The following is a 17,998-nucleotide window of genomic DNA, read 5'->3' on the forward strand; positions in this document are numbered from 1 at the left end:
GCCGTAACTATAACGGTCCTAAGGTAGCGAAATTCCTTGTCAGGTAAATTCTGACCCGCACGAATGGCGTAACGACTTGGGCGCTGTCTCAACGAGAGATCCGGTGAAATTTTAATACCTGTGAAGATGCAGGTTACCCGCGACAAGACGGAAAGACCCCATGGAGCTTTACTGCAGCTTGATATTGAATTTGGGTACGATCTGTACAGGATAGGTGGGAGCCGTAGAACTTTGAGCGCCAGCTTGAAGGGAGGCATCCTTGGGATACCACCCTGATCGTATCTAGGTTCTAACTTGGTACCGTGATCCGGTGCGAGGACAGTGTCAGGTGGGCAGTTTGACTGGGGCGGTCGCCTCCTAAAGAGTAACGGAGGCGCCCCAAGGTTCCCTCAGAATGGTTGGAAATCATTCGAAGAGTGCAAAGGCAGAAGGGAGCTTGACTGCGAGACCTACAAGTCGAGCAGGGACGAAAGTCGGGCTTAGTGATCCGGTGGTACCGCATGGAAGGGCCATCGCTCAACGGATAAAAGCTACCCTGGGGATAACAGGCTTATCTCCCCCAAGAGTCCACATCGACGGGGAGGTTTGGCACCTCGATGTCGGCTCATCGCATCCTGGGGCTGAAGTAGGTCCCAAGGGTTGGGCTGTTCGCCCATTAAAGCGGTACGCGAGCTGGGTTCAGAACGTCGTGAGACAGTTCGGTCCCTATCTGTCGTGGGCGTAGGAAATTTGAGAGGAGCTGTCCTTAGTACGAGAGGACCGGGATGGACGTACCGCTGGTGTACCAGTTGTTCCGCCAGGAGCACCGCTGGGTAGCTATGTACGGAAGGGATAAGCGCTGAAAGCATCTAAGCGTGAAGCCCCCCTCAAGATGAGATTTCCCAGTATGTAAGACCCCTTGAAGACGACGAGGTAGATAGGTTGGGGGTGGAAGTGCAGTAATGCATGGAGCTGACCAATACTAATCGGTCGAGGGCTTATCCTAAGAATAAAACGCAAATGAGTTTCGGATCCAGTTTTCAGGGTGTAACCTTGAAAGTATGTACAAGTGACATATGATAAGCGCATGGCTATTCATTCACACAATAAGTGATGAACCGAATAACCGTACGGTAGAATTTGCACAGCAAATTCATGTTTGGTGGCGATAGCGGAGGGGTTCCACACGTACCCATCCCGAACACGACCGTTAAGCCCTCCAGCGCCGATGGTACTTGGACCGCAGGGTCCTGGGAGAGTAGGACGTCGCCAAGCAAGATAAAAGAGCACAGCCTTAACGGGCTGTGCTCTTTTTCCTATAACCGATTCATTTATCATTCACATGAAAGATCATTATCGTGGATTCGGTCAAAAGTTGTATGGTATCCTGGTTGTCCTTTGTATAGTGGTGCTTAGTCAGCATTTTTAACTGAGGACAGTATTAACTGGGGAAGTTAATCTATTTCAACCTGTTCTGTCTGAAGGACACTCAAGGTTTGAAGTTTACGGGTAATTTCTTTTTGCCACTTTGTATCTCCGACTTGTACGGCAAGATTGAGAAGATCCAAATAATCATCAATATGCAGGGAGGTTTTATTAAAAGTTTCTTTCACTGCGGTCCTGCCTCCTTTAAAGTCTATGTGTATTTATCATTTAATAATGATAATCATTATCAAACTATGATCTTATTCATATTATGCCTGTGTTCTAGATAAATTGCAAGTTATGATATGAATGAATTTTGAAGCACGCAAATGAGGGCTTGAAAAAACAAACCCTTCTCCTTAAGTTCACGCATTGTTCACGTCTTTTCTATGGAACATAATGAAAAGAACAAGCGGGCATTGAGTGTCCACCAATAAGGAGGGCAAATTGCGCAATGCTTCAACAAGAGGAGGAAAAAGACCATGAGCAGAACAAAAATGAAAGCGTTTGCCATTGTGATGGCGAGCGCCTTGGCATTGACGCTGGCAGCTTGTAATAACGGACAAAGCGCAAGTCCGGGAAATTCAGGAGAACCGAGCAGAGGCACCGCAACGAAAGATGTTACGATTACCTTTCAGAACATTAATCCTGATCCGAGCACCCCTTCGTACAAAATGATTAAGCAAATTGTAGGTCAATACGAGCAGGATCATCCTCATGTCAAAATTGAATTGGATTCGCTAAATACAGATCAACAAAAGCTTAAGCTGAAAACACAGGCAGCGGCGAAGGAAGTACCTGATATCACGATTGTAAACCCAGCTGCACAGATGAAGCCATTCGTAGATGCCGGGCTGCTGGCTCCATTAAACGATGTGGCTGATAAAGAGGGGTTAAAAGATACGTTTCAGAATGGACTTCTTAATTACTATAGCTTCGACGATAAGCTCTATGCTTTTCCGGACGGTAACAATATAGAAGTGGTGTTTTACAATAAAGAACTGTTCAAGCAGGCGGGAATCCAGAAGTTGCCGACCACCTTTGACGAGCTGATTACGACGGTCAAGACGTTGAAGGCGAAGGGAATTACTCCGATTGCCATTGGGGAAAAGGATTCATGGACGGGTTCCCTCCTTTTTATGAATATTTTGTTGCGTACAAATGAAGGGCCGAATTTTCTCAATGATGTACTGGACGGTAAAAAGACGTTTAACGACCCAGCTTTTGTGGAAGCGGTGGATGCATTTCAGGAATTGGTGCAGGCAGGAGCTTTCCCGGATGGAGCTACATCTATTGACTACAATGCAGGTGGTAATATTTTTAAAACAGGAAAAGCCGCGATGTATATCATGGGTACATGGGAAACGGGGTCTATTGATGCTTCTTCGGTAGCGGGTAAGGTAGGAGCGTTTCAATTCCCTACGGTGAATGGCAAGGGTGATGTGAATGAGTATGTAATTGCGCCGGGCAGCGCATTTGCGGTATCTGCGAACAGTGAACATTTACAGGAGACGAAGGATTTTCTGCACTATTTTATTACGGAGATGCCCAAAATTCAGTTTGATCTGAAAAATGCGATTGGCAGTGGTCAGAAAATGAAAGGTGATCTGAAGGAAGCGGGCTACTCCGAGTTAGCGATTAGTCTTAATGAGCTGTTCAAGAATGTAAAAGGGGGCGATCTCGCTTTTGATAATACGATGAATCCGGCTATTGCGCAGGCGCATCTGAGTAGCATTCAAAACCTGTTCGTGCAAAAAGAAGACTCTGCACAAGTTGCCAAGGAACATCAGAACACTTTTGAAGCGAATAAATAAGTGAGGATTTTGCAAAAATCCAATAAGCGACTCCCAATGAACAATATATAGATCGAAATGGCCTAGTTCGTCTAGATATTGAACTTTGGAGCGACTGGAATCGAATTTTGCAAAATCCTGAAGTAGCTGACACTAGGGAGGGGGCAGAGTGCTCTTTCCCTGATTGGAAATCATGTAGGTTGTGCATCCTCAGAAGATGTTCAGAATCAACACAAAGGAGATTAGAGCATGAATGTACTGAAGGTGCCAGCACGTACCATTGCCGTTTTCGTGCTACCCTGCCTGTTGTTGTATACCTGTATGGTATTTGTTCCGATTCTGGTGTCGGTGTATTGCGGATTGCTGGATTGGAACGGAATCGCCGAGGCAAAGTTCGTGGGGCTGGCTAATTTTGAACGGATTTTTACAGCAGATTCAGTGTTCTGGCCGTCCGTGAAACGGACTATGATGTTCGCTGTGTTTTCCATGCTGGAAATTCCGTTCTGTCTGCTGCTGGCGATCTTGCTTAATCGCTATGTGCGTAAGGCCAATACGCTGGTAACGATGTATTTTCTGCCGGTTATTCTGTCGGTGGTTATTATCGGGCAGCTGTGGAAGACGATCTATAATCCAGCCTCGATGGGTGGAATGCTGAACGGTATTTTGCTGGCGATTGGGCTGGAAAGCTGGACGCGCTCATGGCTGACGGAACCGCAGATAGCGATGTACGCCCTCTATTTTGTATCGTTGTGGCAGTATTTTGGCTATCATTTACTTATCCAGTTTACCGGTGTACAAAATATACCGAATGAGCTGTACGAAGCAGCCAAAATTGATGGAGCTGAAGGATTCAAAGCAGACCGCTATATTACGCTGCCGCTCATTGTACCTATTTTCAAGATATCAATTGTATTAGCATTTATCGGCTCCCTGCAATCGTTTGATTTGATCTGGGTGATGACGGGTGGAGGACCAGCTCATGCAACGGATACAGTATCTACGTATATGTACAATATGTCCTTTTTATCGATGAAATACGGATATGGCAGCGCATTAGCTTCAATTCTCGTAGTGATTTGCTTGTCATTTACAATTGTGATAAATTTTGTTTTCAAACGAATCGAAAATAAGGTAAGCTAAAGGAGATGGAACTGTTGAATGCCTTAAAAAAAACGGGAGTCTTTTCCTTATTGGCAATCTTAATTGTCACGCAGCTGTATCCACTCTTTTGGCTGCTGACCTATTCGTTGAAGACGAATGAAGAGATATTGAGCTCAAGCTTCTTTGCACTCCCTCAAGTGCCCCAGTGGCACAACTATCAGGAAGCCTATGAATCAGGGAGCTACTTGCGTTATTTAGGAAACAGTGTACTGGTGACTGGGGTTACGATGATTTTCGTCATTTTGTTAAGCTCAATGGCTGCTTATGCGATTACACGTTTTCGTTGGCGCTTCGGGGCTGTTGTGCTGACTTTGTTTCTGATCGGGATGATGATCCCGATGCAAGCTACGCTGCTGCCGCTGATGGTGATGTTTAAAAACGTCCATATTCTGAATACGTATTTCTCACTGATTTTACCCTACATTGCTTTTCAGACACCGATTGCGGTCTTCATCCTATCCGGCTTTATGCGGTCCATTCCCCACGAAATTGAAGAATCCGCTTACATTGACGGAGCAAGCATTTATCGTATTTTCCGCAGTGTAATCTTACCCATCTCGATTCCGCCTATCATGACGGTATGTATTTTAACTTTCATTAACATCTGGAATGAATACATTATGGCTGCCACCTTTATCTCGTCCGAGAAGCTCAAAACTCTCCCTTTCGGCGTATATACGTTCGTCAGCCAGTATTCTGTGAACTACGGTAATATTGGTGCTTTTCTAGTCATGGGTGCCTTACCGGTCATTATTATTTATTTTGTTCTGTCCGAAAATATCACCAAGGGCATGGTTGCGGGAGCGGTTAAAGGATAGGCGGCCGATGCGAAAGGAGCGCACGGAGGTATGCTGCGCCGTTTTCAATCCATTCAATACCGCTTGTTTGTTCTGTTCCTGTTGAGCATGTCCGGCATTGTGCTGGCGGTCAGTCTATTATTTTACAACCGTACTACGGTGCAGTTCCATGATAAGGTCAGCGAGCTGGCGCGTAAAAATGTATCCCAGACGGCAGGCCTGTTCGAATTGCTACTCGGCAGCTATAACAGTCTCTCCAAATCGATCAGCAACAATATGGATTTGGTTCGTCTGTTGACGACGGATAGTAGTGATTTACCTGCTGTCAATTACATCAACGAACGTACGATTACGAATATTCTGGGCGCTATCTATTATTCGCGTGAGGATCTGATTGGCATCCATGTCATCACAGACACAGGCAAGGTATATAACTATGGCAATTATATGAATGTCATTGATACTCATTACGAACATACGGAATGGTATAAGGAAATTCGAAAGTCGGCGGGCAAAATTGCATGGCTGGGCGTGTATCCTCACTCTGTCATTGATCAGGTGGAAACCAGACCCGTGTTTGCGTTTGGACGGCAGCTCTATGATCTGGATGAACACAAGCCGATTGGTATTGTCCTGTTTGAGGCTGAGCCGCGTTCTGTTTTGTCCGCTCTCCACAATTTGCGGTTAGGCACCAATAGTCAGGTATATTTGTTGGGTCATGAAAATCGAATTGTGTCGGCCACTTCCTCTGATCCGCCACCGGATTTGCAAAATCTAGAGCAGCAGGTACCGGAGGAGGATGTTATTGTAAATCGAAGTAATGAAAGAGTTGTAATCGCTTCCAAGTTGCCGTTTGCCGACTGGTCTGTGATTAGTGTGACACCTAGTGAGGATCTGAACGTGGAGTTGGTGCAAAATCAAAGGTACTTATTTATCGTGGCACCTATACTTATTATTGTGTCGGCGTTAATTGCATCTATCGTCTCCAGAGGCATTTCCCTTCCACTCAAGCGAGTCATTCGGGAAATGAAGCGGGTAGAGACAGGAAATTTCCGTCATACGGTAAACACCAAATCCTATGAAGAAATCAACCAACTAGCTACCTCTTTTAACCATATGGTAAGACGGATTGCAGAGCTAATCGAGCTGGTGCGTATATCATCGGTCAGTGAAAAAAATGCGGAGCTGCACGCGCTACAGACGCAGGTCAATCCACATTTTCTGTATAATACGCTGGATATGATCTATTGGATGCTGGATGAAAAGGGACAAGATCAGCTCGGAGAGGTGGTTCTCTCCTTATCCCATATGTTCCGTTACAGCAGCCATTGGGAAGAGGGGGCCGATGTAAGCCTTCGTGAAGAAGTGGAGCAGGTTGGGCACTATCTCACCATTATTCAAACTCGGCTGGAGGGTAGGGTATCTGTAGACATTAGCATTGATGAACGATGGATGGATATCCGCCTGCCGAAAATGACCTTACAGCCATTGATTGAAAATGCAGTGAAGCACGGACTGGAGCCTCTTCATGCGGATACAGGTGGCAAGCTGCTCGTCAGAGCGGAGGAATATGACGGTGTATTGAGCCTGCACATCATCGACAACGGTGCAGGGATGGAGTACGAACGATGGGAGGTGGTCCAGGTCGCTTTGGCAGAACCCGGCAAACAGGCGGGCAGCGGGCAGGCGGGAGGCATCGGCCTGCAAAACCTAAATTTACGGCTACGGCACATGTTCGGAGAAGAGTACGGCCTACGGATCTCTAGCGCACCTGGGGCCGGAACAACAGCCACTGTAAGTGTGCCTCTGCCACAGAAGGAGGAGAAACATGAATATTCTGATAGCTGACGATGAAAATATGATTCGGCAGGGGATTCGGCGTACCATTGGCCAAGCTCTACCAACCTGCGGCATTCATCTCGCTGCTTCCACCGAGGAGGCAGCAGGCATTCTGGCGGAGCATCCTGTAGATATTGTATTAACTGATATCCTGATGCCCGGTATGGATGGTCTGGAATTCATGCGTATTTCTAAGCGAAAGCATCCTCATCTGCAGTGGGTTGTCATTTCGGCCCATTCCGACTTCCATTATGCACAAAGAGCAGTAAAGCTGGGTGCCAAAGACTACCTGTTAAAGCCGATTGGTAAAAAAAAGCTGCTGGAGTGCATTGAAATACTGGCAGCCGAAGCGCTTGTGGCCTCGCAGCAGGCGAACGAGGGTAGGCTTCTCAAATCCAATATGGTTTATTTGCGTGAAGCCGTTTTCCAACGCTATGCCCTTGGACTGGATACGGGCAAGCTGGATATACAGCCTTTTGTCGAAAATTATCCGGAATTCCATCTCTTCATGGTTCGCATGGAACCTGATCACAAGCAGACACATCTGGAGCATTTTATGATTGAAAATGTACTGTCCGAGCTCATTGAGGCAGGAGGCAGCGGCTTTGTCGTCAGTCTAGACCGCCATAGTCTGCTGGGCATTGCAAGGGTAAGAGATGAGGCAGAGGCCGCACGGCTAGAGACGTTGCTCGAATCCCATTTGAAGCGTTATGTGAAGGTGCCCCTACAAATTACACGTTCGGGTGTTCATCACAATTTTGCCTCCATACCTGAAGAGGTGGCGCGACTAAGACGTACGCCAGAGGAGATTGCAGCCGCAGCAGCGGATACAGGAGAATGTCTCCGCAAAGGCATGCATACGGTAGATGTGGCATTGCAATACATTCGGGCTCACTTTACAGAGGAGCTGTCGCTGGAGAAGGTGGCTTCAATCGTATTTTTGAATCCGGTGTATTTCAGCCAGTTATTCAAGCAAAAGACGGGACAAGGCTACAAGGATTACGTCATTTGCTTGCGTATGGAGGAGGCGAAGCGGCTGCTCAGTGATCCTCATCTGCGGCTGGCTGATATTTCAGAGCGGATCGGCTATCAGGATATGAGGCATTTTACACAGGTATTCCGGCGCAAATGTGGAATGACTCCAACCGAGTATAGACATCAGGGAGTCAAATAAGGCGGTATCAACGACCGAATGAAGGAAGTTCTTCAAGCATCAGACTGTTTCAGGAGTAGAGCGGTAGAGCATCTACTCGGGAGCAGTCTTTTTCGTGTCTCCAGCTTGTAGCAGTTCAACAAATTTGCGAGCTGCATTGGATAAATAACGATCCTTGCGCCATACGACGGCAGGCCGTGTGAAGGGGAATGGCTCCTTAATGGAGAGTGTGCGAAATCTGTCCCCGTATTCTTGTCCCAAGCCAGCGTCTGGAATGATAGTAATTCCCATGCCTGTGGAAACGAGTGAGAGAATGGTCGATATTTCAGGACAGTCCAGTACGACGCGCGGAATAAGATGGTGTTCCTGAAATTTGCGGATGACGGTTTCGTATAGTCCGTGTCCTTCTGTTCGGCGTCCCAACAAGAGGTCATAGCTGGCAGCTTCCTGTAATGTAATTTCCCCACTGGGATGGCGATCTGCCCATTCACACGGAAGAACCGCAACAAAAGAAACGCCCTCCAGTTCAATCGTATGGTACGATTTGTCATCTACCGGAAGCAGCAGCAGGGCCAGATCCACTTTATTTTGGTGCAGCAGTTCTTCCAGATGATGTGTGTCTCCGTGTCCTATTTTAACGTATACCTCTGGAAAATCCTGATGAAAGCGGCTGAGTTGTTCAGTAATCAGAGACATACAGGCGGATGACGTGCCTATAGCAAGTGTGCCGGTTACTTTGTTTTCAAACTCCCCAATTTCTCTACAGGTGTCCTCCATTTCAGCCAATAATCGCTTGGCGCGTGTATACAGTGTATATCCGGCCTCGGTTACCTCCCACTTCTTTCCTTCACGGTAAATCAGCTTTACGCCAAGCTCGTCCTCCATATTTTTGAGTTGTTGACTCAGCGGAGGCTGGGCCATGTTGAGCGTTTTGGCGGCCTTGGTGATTTGCCCTTCCTCCACGATGACGCAAAAGTAATGCAGATGCTTCATGTCCATTGGGATTCCTCCTTATTTCTAAACAACGCTTCAATTTGAATACTTTTAAAGTATGTATTCCATATATTATATATATTTTTCGTGTGCAAGGAACGGGCGTATAATTTTTGACAGTAATGCATGGGTGAACATAAAACGATGGGATGGAAGGAGGGGACATATGAAGAAAATCATTGTAGGAATATCGGGAGCGACAGGGTCGATCTTTGGTATCCGTATATTACAACAATTACGAGAGGCTGGAGTCCAAAGCCATCTGGTGCTATCCCCGTGGGCTATTGCGAACATTCCCTATGAGACAGGCTACACGGTGAAGGAAGTGGAGGCAATGGCGGATGCAGTCTACTCGTATAAGGATCAGGCTGCGCGTATTTCCAGCGGCTCCTTTCGAGTAGACGGCATGGTCGTCGCTCCTTGCAGCATGAAGACCCTTGCCTCTATTCGTATAGGTATGGCGGACAACCTGCTTACCCGATCAGCGGATGTGATGCTGAAGGAGCGAAAGAAGCTGCTGCTCATGACCAGGGAAACACCATTAAGCAGTATCCATCTGGAAAATATGCTGGAGCTGTCACGTATGGGCGTGATGATCCTGCCGCCGATGCCTGCCTTTTATAATCATCCTGCAAGTATCGAGGAATTGGTGGATCATATTGTTTTTCGCGCATTGGATCAGTTCGGTATTGTCACAACTGCAGCCAAACGTTGGGATGGAATGAAGCAGACTGACTCCAGTCTGCACCAGAATTGAGAAATCGAAAGACGAAGGAGAATGAAGGATGGCTTATAAAGACTTTCGCGATTTTCTACACACCTTGGAAAAGGAGGGACAATTACTCACGATCAGCGATGAGGTAAAGCCGGAGCCGGACCTCGCAGCAGCTAACAGAGCATTAAACAATCTTGGAGATAAGACGCCTGCTCTCTTTTTCAACAACATCTATGGATATACGGATGCTCGTATTGCAATGAATGTGATGGGCTCCTGGCCCAATCATGCCCTCATGATGGGAATGCCCAAAAACACGCCGCTCAAGGAGCAGTTTTTTGAATTTGCCAGACGCTATGAACAATTTCCGGTGCCCGTGAAGCGGGAAGAAACCGCTCCTTTTCATGAAGTCGAGATTACAGAGGATATTAATTTGTTTGATATTTTGCCGTTGTTTCGTTTGAATCAGGGGGACGGAGGGTTTTATCTGGATAAAGCAATTCTAGTTTCACGCGATCTGGATGACCCGGACACCTACGGTAAGCAAAATGTCGGTTTGTACCGGATGCAGGTAAAAGGCAAGAACCGTTTGGGCATCCAGCCTGTACCACAGCATGATATTGCGATCCATATCCGTCAGGCTGAGGAGCGCGGCGAAAATCTGAAGGTGGCTATTGCCCTCGGATGTGAGCCTGTGATTACAACGGCTGCTTCTACGCCGCTGCTGTACGATCAATCCGAATATGAGATGGCGGGCGCCATTCAGGGTGAGCCTTATCGTGTGGTCAAAGCGAAGAATGCAGATCTGGATCTGCCTTGGGGAGCCGAGGTCATTTTGGAAGGCGAAGTGTTAGCAGGTGAACGTGAGTATGAAGGTCCATTCGGTGAATTCACAGGTCACTATTCCGGCGGTCGCGCGATGCCAGTCATTCAGATTAATCGTGTATATCACCGCAAACAGCCTATCTTTGAGCATCTGTACATCGGGATGCCTTGGACGGAAACGGATTATATGATCGGTGTGAATACAAGTGTACCGTTGTTTCAGCAGCTTAAGGATGCTTTTCCTAATGAAATCGTAGCCGTTAATGCCATGTATACGCATGGGCTGGTCGCTATTATTTCCACGAAAACCCGGTATGGCGGCTTTGCAAAGGCTGTGGGAATGCGTGCGTTAACGACTCCGCATGGATTAGGGTATTGCAAGCTGGTCATTGTGGTGGATGAGGATGTCGATCCGTTCAATCTGCCGCAGGTCATGTGGGCTTTATCCACCAAGCTTCATCCAAAGCATGATGCTGTCATTGTTCCTGGCTTGTCTATTTTACCGCTTGACCCAGGCTCTGATCCGGCAGGTATGACGCACAAAATGATATTGGATGCGACGACACCTGTAGCACCGGATATTAGAGGACATTACTCGCAGTCGCTCGATTCCCCGTTGGGTGTAGCAGAATGGGAGAAAAAGTTGAGCCAAATGCTTCGTTGAATATTTTTAAAAACAAAAAAAGATTAAAGGAGTGCTGACAGATGCATATTTGTCCCCGTTGTGAATCTAATCGTTCGGAGGTTGTTACCCGCTCGCCAGTTAAAGGCGCCTGGGAGGTTTTGTTGTGCCCAGTATGCCTGTTCACATGGCGGACCTCAGAACCGGATATCATTACTGATCCAGCAAAGTATAAATCGGCGTTCAAGGTAAACCCCAAAGATATTCCGAATGCTGCTCATGTTCCTCCTATTCCAGAGCGGATATAGGGTCGTTCGTAAGTAGCCGTAAATTATGGTACTTTGAAGTTATAGGCTAAATGTAAAGGGGATTATACTTCATGCAGACACCAAGGATCGGTAAGGAACTGTTCACGCTACTGGACGGTAAGGTATTGGAGGACAAGCAGCATGAAGCAATGATGCTGCTGACGGTCACGGAAGATCAGTGGCCGCACATAGCGATGATTAGTGTGGGCGAAGTTGTAGCGCTGGACGAGGGGAATTTGCGTCTGGCACTATGGCCAGGCACGACCACGACGGGCAACATGATTCGTACCGGGAAGGCGACGCTTGCGGTGTTTACCGGGGGGAAGGCGCATTATGTGCGGTTGTCGCTGGAACATCTGCCTGCTTTGCCCGAAGCCAAGCATGTACGTGAGCGATTTGCGGCTCATGTTTTTGCAGCCAGAGAAGATTCGGCCCAATATGCGGATATCTTGACAGGTGTCACGGTCCGTCTCAAGGAACCGGAATTGGTGATCCATCGCTGGAAGGAAACGGTGGCCGAGCTGTTAATGTAAAGCCATCTGATTATGACAAATAATCTATGTATTTACCAAGTTTACCGTTAAAATAAATGCGGGGAATAAGCGCTTACAAGGGATCGCGCTGAGCTTGTTGGAACAGGAAATTAGAGCGCGAGGGGAAGCCTGTTTCTTTTGAAGGAAAAATAGGAGGGATGAATATGTCTCGTTTTGACAAGGTAGATCAGCTATTGAAACATTTCGTAGCAAATGGGCCAGCAGGTTGCGGTTGTGCCATTGCCCAGAATGGTCAAGTGTTGTATGAAGGATATCATGGATATGCTGATCTGGAAGCCCGAAAGCCAATCACTGAGGATACAGTGTATCGCTTGTTTTCCATGACAAAGGTTGTTGTCTGTACGGCTGCACTTATGCTGTACGAACGCGGGCAATTTTTGTTGAATGAGCCCTTGTATGAATATTTTCCCGAATATCGTAATGCGCATGTATTCAAAACCGCTCCTAACGGATACACCTATGTGGATAAGGCGGAGAAACCCATTTTAATTAAGCATATATTCAATATGAGTGTGGGTCTTCCCTATGCTTCCGAGTCTTCAGAGACAGGACGGGCCATGCAAAAGGTCCTTAGAACGTTAAAGGAAAAGCAGGGGAAATATGATCTGCGCACAGAAATTAAAGCGCTTTCTGAGATTCCACTTTCATTTGAGCCGGGAACACGCTGGTTATACGGATATGGACATGACCTGGTTGCAGGTCTTATTGAAGTGATTTCAGGTAAATCATTAGGGCAATTCCTAAAGGATGAAATATTTGATCCGCTTGGAATGAACAATACAGGTTACCGATATCGTGGAGATATTGAATTGCGAATGGCCTCCTTTTACCAACGAACAGACGCCGGAGAGCTAGAAAAAATAGAGGGTTTCTTGGATGAATATCATCAGCCCGATGCTATATATGAAAGTGGGGGCGCAGGTCTGTATTCGACAGTTAAGGAGTACCTTATATTTTCACAAATGCTGTCGAATGGAGGTATGGTAGATGGTGTGAGGCTATTAGGGAGAAAAACTATTGATTTAATGCGCACCAATCATCTGAATACAGATCAATTATTGGATTTTACTAATTCTTATCATACAGGTTATGGTTACGGACTGGGCGTGCGCACGTTAATTGATAAAGCGGCTGGGCATGCAAATAGTTCTATTGGAGAATTTGGCTGGACGGGAGTAGCAGGCACTTGGGTTTCTATAGATCCAAGCGAACAATTCTCCGTCGTTTATATGCACCAACTGGCTCCTAATATGGAAGAATACCATCATTTGAGAGTTCGCGCAGCAGCTTATAGCTGTTTGTAAATGCGAGGTTGTGGGTCTGTTGGGTAAACTCTTCACTATGGCTCTGAAGCTACACAAATTGTAATGTCTAATCTTTATCAGAAATGATCTAGTTAATAAGGACCAAATTTCCTTCGAAGCCTAAACTATTCTTTTCCATATGACGACATAAAACGTAGGTGTAAGGATTTTGCGAAATCCTTAATTTAAGTTTTGGAATGGGAGGGAATTAGATTTTGAAGAATAGATGGTCCGGTTTTCTGGCGTTGGTCATCCTGATTTCAAGTTTTACATCATATGCAGGGTTTGCATCTGCTGCGGATGCGGTGCTTTCCAAGATTGTCCTTTCCTCTAACGAGGTAACTTTGCAGCAGGGAGATACGGCTGCGTTGACGGCTACTGCTGTTTTTAGCGATGGGACAACCTCGAATGTAACCGTAAGCACGGATTGGAAAAGTGATAATACAGCTATTGCTACCGTGTATAACGGTACAGTTTCGGCCAAGGCTGAAGGGGAAGCCACCGTGGTTGCGACCTATAAAGAGAAGGTGCAATCGGTTCAGGTACATGTAACGAAAAAGGTTAAGGCGCTGACATCCAGTGTACAAAGCCTGAACTTGCGTTCAAGCGGTACAGGACAGGTTGATTTGACAGCGACATACAGTGATAATACAACAGCTCAGGTTTCGGGTGATGCTACTTGGACCTCCGATAATCAAAAGGTAGCCACAGTAGTTAACGGATTGGTTACCGCTCAGGGAGCAGGTACAGCCAATATTAAGGCCGTATATGGTCAACAGACCGTAACCATTGCTGTGCAGGTGGAGCAGGTTAAACGTCTCGATGTCAGTTCATCAGAGGTTTCTCTTTTGCTGAAGGATACTGAGAAGGTTAAACTTACGGCGACGTTCCCGGATGGATCGGTACAGGACGTAACAGAGTCCGCTGAATGGAGCTCCAGCAATGCAGCTGTGGCGGATGTACTGAAAGGCACCATTACCGGCTACAGCGCGGGAAAGGCGACAATTACAGGTAAATATGGCACGATGTCCGCTACGATTTCGGTAGATGTCGATCAAACGAATAAGCTGAAAGCCAGCGAATCCAATATTTTTCTCCGTCTGGATGAATCTAAAAAAATACAAGTTTCTGCCGTTTATCCGGATGGGACGGTAACGGATATCACAGATAAAGCTACTTGGACATCAAGCGATGAAAAAATTGCGACTGTGAATAAGGGAACGATTATGGCCATTGGAGCGGGTTCGGCTACGGTGACCGCTAAGTATGGAGATAAGACTGTTTCGATCAAGACAGATGTCGAAACCTCCAGATATTTGGATTTGAGTGAGGACAAGCTGAGCCTGAATGCCAAGGAATCCAAAAAGCTCAAGCTGACCGCAACGTATGTAACAGGTACGGAAGAAGATATCACAAGTAAGGCAGAGTGGAAGTCCAGCAATGAAGATATCGCTTTTGTCAGTGCGGGAGAAGTCACGGGTTATAAAACAGGTGAGGCTACGATCACCGCTTCTTATGGTGGCAAAACAGTTACAGCTACGGTATCCGTAAATGTACCCGGTGATCTGTCTCTGTCCTCCAAAACGGCAACGATTGATATTGATGAGGACTATACTGCAACTTTGACGGCTACTTATGCGGATGGGCGTAAGGAAGATGTAACACAGGATGCAGAATGGGCTTCAAGCGCGGAAGATATTGCTTCTGTGTCCAAAGGAACGATTACGGGTAAATCCGCTGGTAAAGCGGTTATTACAGCGACCTATAATGGCAAAAAACTGACGATTAACGTACAAGTAGGCCTTGTAGACCGTCTGGAAACAGACTCGCGTGTAATTGCGCTTGGTGCTCAGGAAACGAAGCAGCTGAAAGTAACAGGAGTTAAGAGTGGCGGTACAAAAACAGACGTAACCAAGGACGCCACCTGGACAACTAGCAATGTAAAAGTGGTTGAAGTTAGCGAAGGTTTGATCAAAGCGAATGGTAGCGGTAAGGCAACGGTGACTGCTTCATATGGCAAGCAAAACATTACGTTTACGGTAGAAGTGGACGTAGCGCAAAAAATTGAAGCGGATGCAATCGCGCTATCGCTCAAATCTGGAGATCAAAAAACCATTGCGATTGTGGTTAAATCGAGTGATGGTAAAGAAAAGGACGTTACGACCCAAGCTGAATGGAAAACGTCTAATTATAAGGTAGCCACTGTTAAAAAGGGTCAGGTTACTGCGGTTAGCTACGGTAAAGCTAACATTCAGGCGAAGTTTGGCGGGAAGGTAATCAGCGTACCCGTGGATGTTGATACGCTTAAATACCTGCAAACAGACGAAGTTGCTTTGAATTTGAAGGCAGGACAGCTGGCCAAGGTTACGGCTACAGCCACGTATAAGGATGAGTCGGAGAAGGATGTTTCCAAACCGGCTGTCTGGTCCTCGTCCAGAATTGTTGTTGCGACCGTCAAAGACGGTAACATTAAGGCACAGGGCAAGGGCAAAGCAGTAATTACTGTGAAATATGCAGGTAAAATGACGAAGATACAGGTAACCGTTCAGTAAAAAAGAGAGCAAGCATACGTCCAAGGACGACATGCTTGCTCTTTTTTTAAGGAGGCTACCGCTTATAAATTATGACTTATCCTTCTTGGTCGGTGTGTTGCGTGTAAGTGATTCGGTCAAACGCTTGCCAGTCGGCGTCTGGGCCAAGCCGCCTTTGGCGGTCTCGCGGTGCTTCGACGGCATCGCACTGCCGACTTCAAGCATCACGTCAATGACTTCGTCAGACGGAATAGCGCTGCGCACACCCGCCAAAGCCATATCCGCTGCGGCAAGCGCAGTCACGGCTCCCAGCCCGTTGCGCACGATGCACGGAATCTCCACGAGTCCAGCGACGGGGTCGCAAATCAGGCCGAGCGTGTTCTTAAGAGCGAGGCCCACGGCGTGAACAGCCTGTTCAGGCGTACCACCACGCAGCTCGACCATAGCGCCAGCAGCCATCCCGATAGCTGAACCAATCTCAGCCTGACAGCCTCCCTCCGCGCCAGAAATGAAGGAGTTGTTGGCGATCACGTAGCCAATGGCTCCAGCGGCGAACAGGCCGTTCACCATATGCTCATCATCCCAGCCGAACCGCTCCTGCGCACTGATGAACACACCAGGGATAACCCCACATGAGCCTGCGGTAGGCGTGGCCACAATGCGACCCATGGATGCATTAACCTCCGACACGGAGAGGGCATAAGCCATGGCAAGCGCGGAGGCATCACCGGAGCAGGTTTCCCCTGACCGCAGATACTCGGCTAGGCGCTTGCCGTCACCGCCCGTCAATCCACTGCGGGATACGGTGTCTTGTGTCTGACCGCGATGAACGGCTTCCTTCATGACTTCATAATAATCAGACATTTGGCGAAAGATTTCTTCCTCCGTTGTATTCGTCTCTTGTACCTGCTCTTGAATCATCAAACGGCCAATTGTGGTGGATTCTTCAGCGCATAAAGCGCTGATTTCATGCAGATGGCTAAACCGCATCGGATTCAGCTCCTTTTTTCAAATTAATCATCTTAATTTCATACATATGAGGTAAAGAACGCAGTTCCGCAATCAGTTCAGCTGGAGCAGAACTGTCCGTTTCAATGGCGGTGAGTGCTTCACCATCCCGGCCTTTGCGATCTACGTGCATATAGGCAATGTTAATGTGGGCCGCGCCCAGCGCTGAAGTTATCGCGCCCAATGTACCGGGCTTATCCGAGTGGAGAAGCACCAGCGTAGGCAGCTCCCCGGTCAGATTGACCCGGAATTCGTTAAGCTGCTGGACATGGATGCTGCCGCCGCCGATGGAGGAGCCCAACAGTGTGCGCTGATCCTCGCCCTTCCACAGCTCGAAACGGACAGTGTTCGGATGAGGCGCGGGGAGTCCGCTGACGGCGAATTCCACGGCCATCCCGGCTTGCTCTGCCCATTGCTCGGCATCCGGAATCCGGTGATCGTCCGTATCGTAATTAAGCAGCCCTGCGATGAGCGCCAGGTCTGTACCGTGTCCTTTATACGTGTCGGCAAAGGAGCCGTACAGCGTCATGCGGGCACGGTCAGGCTGCGTCCCGAGCCAGTGCCGGGCAACGCGTGCGAGCCGCACCGCGCCTGCGGTGTGTGAACTGGAAGGTCCGGTCATGGCCGGACCGATAATAGAAAATACATCTTTGAAACGCATGGTGTGGCCCCCTGTATGTTCTAATACCATACTATATGGTATTTCCGCGTCTTTGCGCGGTTATGACGGTTCTTAATGCTGACGCACAATGTGAGCACAAAAAAGGACAGGATAAGGAAGTTTCCCTTATCTCTGTCCTCGTTACCTGAGAGTTTCGTGCGGTGTTCTTACCGCCTTACCCCTTGGGTGGCTTGCGCTCTCTCCAGAGTTGCGTCAGATGACGATACATGGACCTGAGAGATTATCCGTCAGCCGGGTGCTGACGTCTTGCTCCTTCGGTGCCGCCAGAGTGTAGGCTCCCTGGACAGACTCTCCCGTCATCTTCATTCG

Annotated in this window: 15 protein-coding genes, 2 rRNA genes and 1 riboswitch (1 of these 18 running past the window's edge); of the genes, 13 read left to right on the forward strand and 4 right to left on the reverse strand. The window is 47.6% G+C overall.

Annotated features, from left to right (window positions below):
• Nucleotides 1–985, forward strand: a 23S ribosomal RNA gene (locus MKY24_RS02025); it begins 1,941 nt to the left of the window's first position.
• Nucleotides 986–1,137: 152 nt separating this feature from the next.
• Nucleotides 1,138–1,254 (forward strand): 5S ribosomal RNA (gene rrf / locus MKY24_RS02030).
• A 179-nt stretch (nucleotides 1,255–1,433) separates the two neighbouring features.
• Here the strand turns inward: rrf and MKY24_RS02035 are convergent.
• Nucleotides 1,434–1,592 (reverse strand): hypothetical protein, encoded by a 159-nt coding sequence (locus MKY24_RS02035; protein ID WP_023986660.1) that lies wholly within the window; start codon nucleotides 1,590–1,592, stop codon nucleotides 1,434–1,436.
• A 294-nt stretch (nucleotides 1,593–1,886) separates the two neighbouring features.
• Between MKY24_RS02035 and MKY24_RS02040 the strand changes: the two genes are divergently transcribed.
• The 5 genes from MKY24_RS02040 (at nucleotide 1,887) to MKY24_RS02060 (ending at nucleotide 8,168) form a co-directional block, all read left to right on the forward strand.
• Nucleotides 1,887–3,218 (forward strand): extracellular solute-binding protein, encoded by a 1,332-nt coding sequence (locus tag MKY24_RS02040; RefSeq protein WP_023986661.1) that lies wholly within the window; start codon nucleotides 1,887–1,889, stop codon nucleotides 3,216–3,218.
• Nucleotides 3,219–3,446: 228 nt separating this feature from the next.
• Nucleotides 3,447–4,337, forward strand: a complete 891-nt coding sequence (locus MKY24_RS02045) for a sugar ABC transporter permease (RefSeq protein WP_023986662.1) — start codon at nucleotides 3,447–3,449, stop codon at nucleotides 4,335–4,337.
• A 14-nt stretch (nucleotides 4,338–4,351) separates the two neighbouring features.
• Nucleotides 4,352–5,176 carry a carbohydrate ABC transporter permease gene (locus MKY24_RS02050; protein ID WP_028541244.1) on the forward strand — a complete coding sequence of 275 codons (825 nt, stop codon included), beginning with the start codon at nucleotides 4,352–4,354 and terminating at the stop codon, nucleotides 5,174–5,176.
• A gap of 30 nt (nucleotides 5,177–5,206) precedes the next feature.
• Nucleotides 5,207–7,003 (forward strand): sensor histidine kinase, encoded by a 1,797-nt coding sequence (locus MKY24_RS02055; protein WP_023986664.1) that lies wholly within the window; start codon nucleotides 5,207–5,209, stop codon nucleotides 7,001–7,003.
• Nucleotides 6,984–8,168 (forward strand): response regulator, encoded by a 1,185-nt coding sequence (locus MKY24_RS02060; RefSeq protein WP_023986665.1) that lies wholly within the window; start codon nucleotides 6,984–6,986, stop codon nucleotides 8,166–8,168. The genes MKY24_RS02055 and MKY24_RS02060 overlap by 20 nt, the downstream gene beginning before the upstream one ends.
• Before the next feature lie 72 nt (nucleotides 8,169–8,240).
• Here MKY24_RS02060 and MKY24_RS02065 read toward each other — a convergent pair whose 3' ends face one another.
• Entirely contained in the window at nucleotides 8,241–9,146 is a 906-nt protein-coding gene (locus tag MKY24_RS02065) for a LysR family transcriptional regulator (protein WP_028541241.1), read from the reverse strand.
• A gap of 160 nt (nucleotides 9,147–9,306) precedes the next feature.
• On the opposite strand from MKY24_RS02065, the gene MKY24_RS02070 reads away from it, so the two are divergent.
• The 6 genes from MKY24_RS02070 (at nucleotide 9,307) to MKY24_RS02095 (ending at nucleotide 16,020) form a co-directional block, all read left to right on the forward strand.
• Nucleotides 9,307–9,897 (forward strand): flavin prenyltransferase UbiX, encoded by a 591-nt coding sequence (locus MKY24_RS02070; protein ID WP_339201318.1) that lies wholly within the window; start codon nucleotides 9,307–9,309, stop codon nucleotides 9,895–9,897.
• A gap of 28 nt (nucleotides 9,898–9,925) precedes the next feature.
• A complete protein-coding gene (locus tag MKY24_RS02075) occupies nucleotides 9,926–11,344 on the forward strand; it encodes a non-oxidative hydroxyarylic acid decarboxylases subunit C (RefSeq protein ID WP_028541240.1) in 1,419 nt (472 codons plus the stop codon).
• 41 nt (nucleotides 11,345–11,385) lie between these two features.
• Nucleotides 11,386–11,610 carry a non-oxidative hydroxyarylic acid decarboxylases subunit D gene (locus tag MKY24_RS02080; RefSeq protein ID WP_339201319.1) on the forward strand — a complete coding sequence of 75 codons (225 nt, stop codon included), beginning with the start codon at nucleotides 11,386–11,388 and terminating at the stop codon, nucleotides 11,608–11,610.
• Between the two features lie 71 nt (nucleotides 11,611–11,681).
• Nucleotides 11,682–12,143: a pyridoxamine 5'-phosphate oxidase family protein gene (locus MKY24_RS02085; protein WP_075153601.1), complete on the forward strand. Its 462-nt coding sequence runs from the start codon at nucleotides 11,682–11,684 to the stop codon at nucleotides 12,141–12,143.
• Between the two features lie 164 nt (nucleotides 12,144–12,307).
• Complete coding sequence (locus MKY24_RS02090; protein WP_339201322.1) at nucleotides 12,308–13,468, forward strand: serine hydrolase domain-containing protein; 1,161 nt, start codon at nucleotides 12,308–12,310, stop codon at nucleotides 13,466–13,468.
• 215 nt (nucleotides 13,469–13,683) lie between these two features.
• Nucleotides 13,684–16,020 carry an Ig-like domain-containing protein gene (locus MKY24_RS02095; RefSeq protein ID WP_023986671.1) on the forward strand — a complete coding sequence of 779 codons (2,337 nt, stop codon included), beginning with the start codon at nucleotides 13,684–13,686 and terminating at the stop codon, nucleotides 16,018–16,020.
• A 69-nt stretch (nucleotides 16,021–16,089) separates the two neighbouring features.
• Here MKY24_RS02095 and sdaAA read toward each other — a convergent pair whose 3' ends face one another.
• Together sdaAA and sdaAB are read right to left on the reverse strand one after the other, a co-directional pair.
• Nucleotides 16,090–16,989 carry an L-serine ammonia-lyase, iron-sulfur-dependent, subunit alpha gene (gene sdaAA / locus MKY24_RS02100; RefSeq protein ID WP_013308429.1) on the reverse strand — a complete coding sequence of 300 codons (900 nt, stop codon included), beginning with the start codon at nucleotides 16,987–16,989 and terminating at the stop codon, nucleotides 16,090–16,092.
• Nucleotides 16,979–17,668 (reverse strand): L-serine ammonia-lyase, iron-sulfur-dependent subunit beta, encoded by a 690-nt coding sequence (gene sdaAB, locus MKY24_RS02105; protein ID WP_013308430.1) that lies wholly within the window; start codon nucleotides 17,666–17,668, stop codon nucleotides 16,979–16,981. The genes sdaAA and sdaAB overlap by 11 nt, the downstream gene beginning before the upstream one ends.
• 211 nt (nucleotides 17,669–17,879) lie before the next feature.
• A riboswitch (glycine riboswitch) is annotated at nucleotides 17,880–17,995 on the reverse strand.
• Nucleotides 17,996–17,998: the final 3 nt, after the last annotated feature.

This window comes from Paenibacillus sp. FSL P2-0322 (assembly GCF_037975315.1).
Classification (GTDB): domain Bacteria; phylum Bacillota; class Bacilli; order Paenibacillales; family Paenibacillaceae; genus Paenibacillus; species Paenibacillus polymyxa_B.

Bases quoted from the DNA above. Each gene is read 5' to 3' on its own strand.
- sdaAA (WP_013308429.1), bottom strand. From the start codon at position 16,989: ATGCGGTTTAGCCATCTGCATGAAATCAGCGCTTTATGCGCTGAAGAA.
- MKY24_RS02065 (WP_028541241.1), bottom strand. From the start codon at position 9,146: ATGGACATGAAGCATCTGCATTACTTTTGCGTCATCGTGGAGGAAGGG.
- sdaAB (WP_013308430.1), bottom strand. From the start codon at position 17,668: ATGCGTTTCAAAGATGTATTTTCTATTATCGGTCCGGCCATGACCGGA.
- MKY24_RS02085 (WP_075153601.1), top strand. From the start codon at position 11,682: ATGCAGACACCAAGGATCGGTAAGGAACTGTTCACGCTACTGGACGGT.
- MKY24_RS02055 (WP_023986664.1), top strand. From the start codon at position 5,207: ATGCTGCGCCGTTTTCAATCCATTCAATACCGCTTGTTTGTTCTGTTC.
- MKY24_RS02045 (WP_023986662.1), top strand. From the start codon at position 3,447: ATGAATGTACTGAAGGTGCCAGCACGTACCATTGCCGTTTTCGTGCTA.
- MKY24_RS02060 (WP_023986665.1), top strand. From the start codon at position 6,984: ATGAATATTCTGATAGCTGACGATGAAAATATGATTCGGCAGGGGATT.
- MKY24_RS02080 (WP_339201319.1), top strand. From the start codon at position 11,386: ATGCATATTTGTCCCCGTTGTGAATCTAATCGTTCGGAGGTTGTTACC.
- MKY24_RS02075 (WP_028541240.1), top strand. From the start codon at position 9,926: ATGGCTTATAAAGACTTTCGCGATTTTCTACACACCTTGGAAAAGGAG.
- MKY24_RS02040 (WP_023986661.1), top strand. From the start codon at position 1,887: ATGAGCAGAACAAAAATGAAAGCGTTTGCCATTGTGATGGCGAGCGCC.
- MKY24_RS02090 (WP_339201322.1), top strand. From the start codon at position 12,308: ATGTCTCGTTTTGACAAGGTAGATCAGCTATTGAAACATTTCGTAGCA.
- MKY24_RS02070 (WP_339201318.1), top strand. From the start codon at position 9,307: ATGAAGAAAATCATTGTAGGAATATCGGGAGCGACAGGGTCGATCTTT.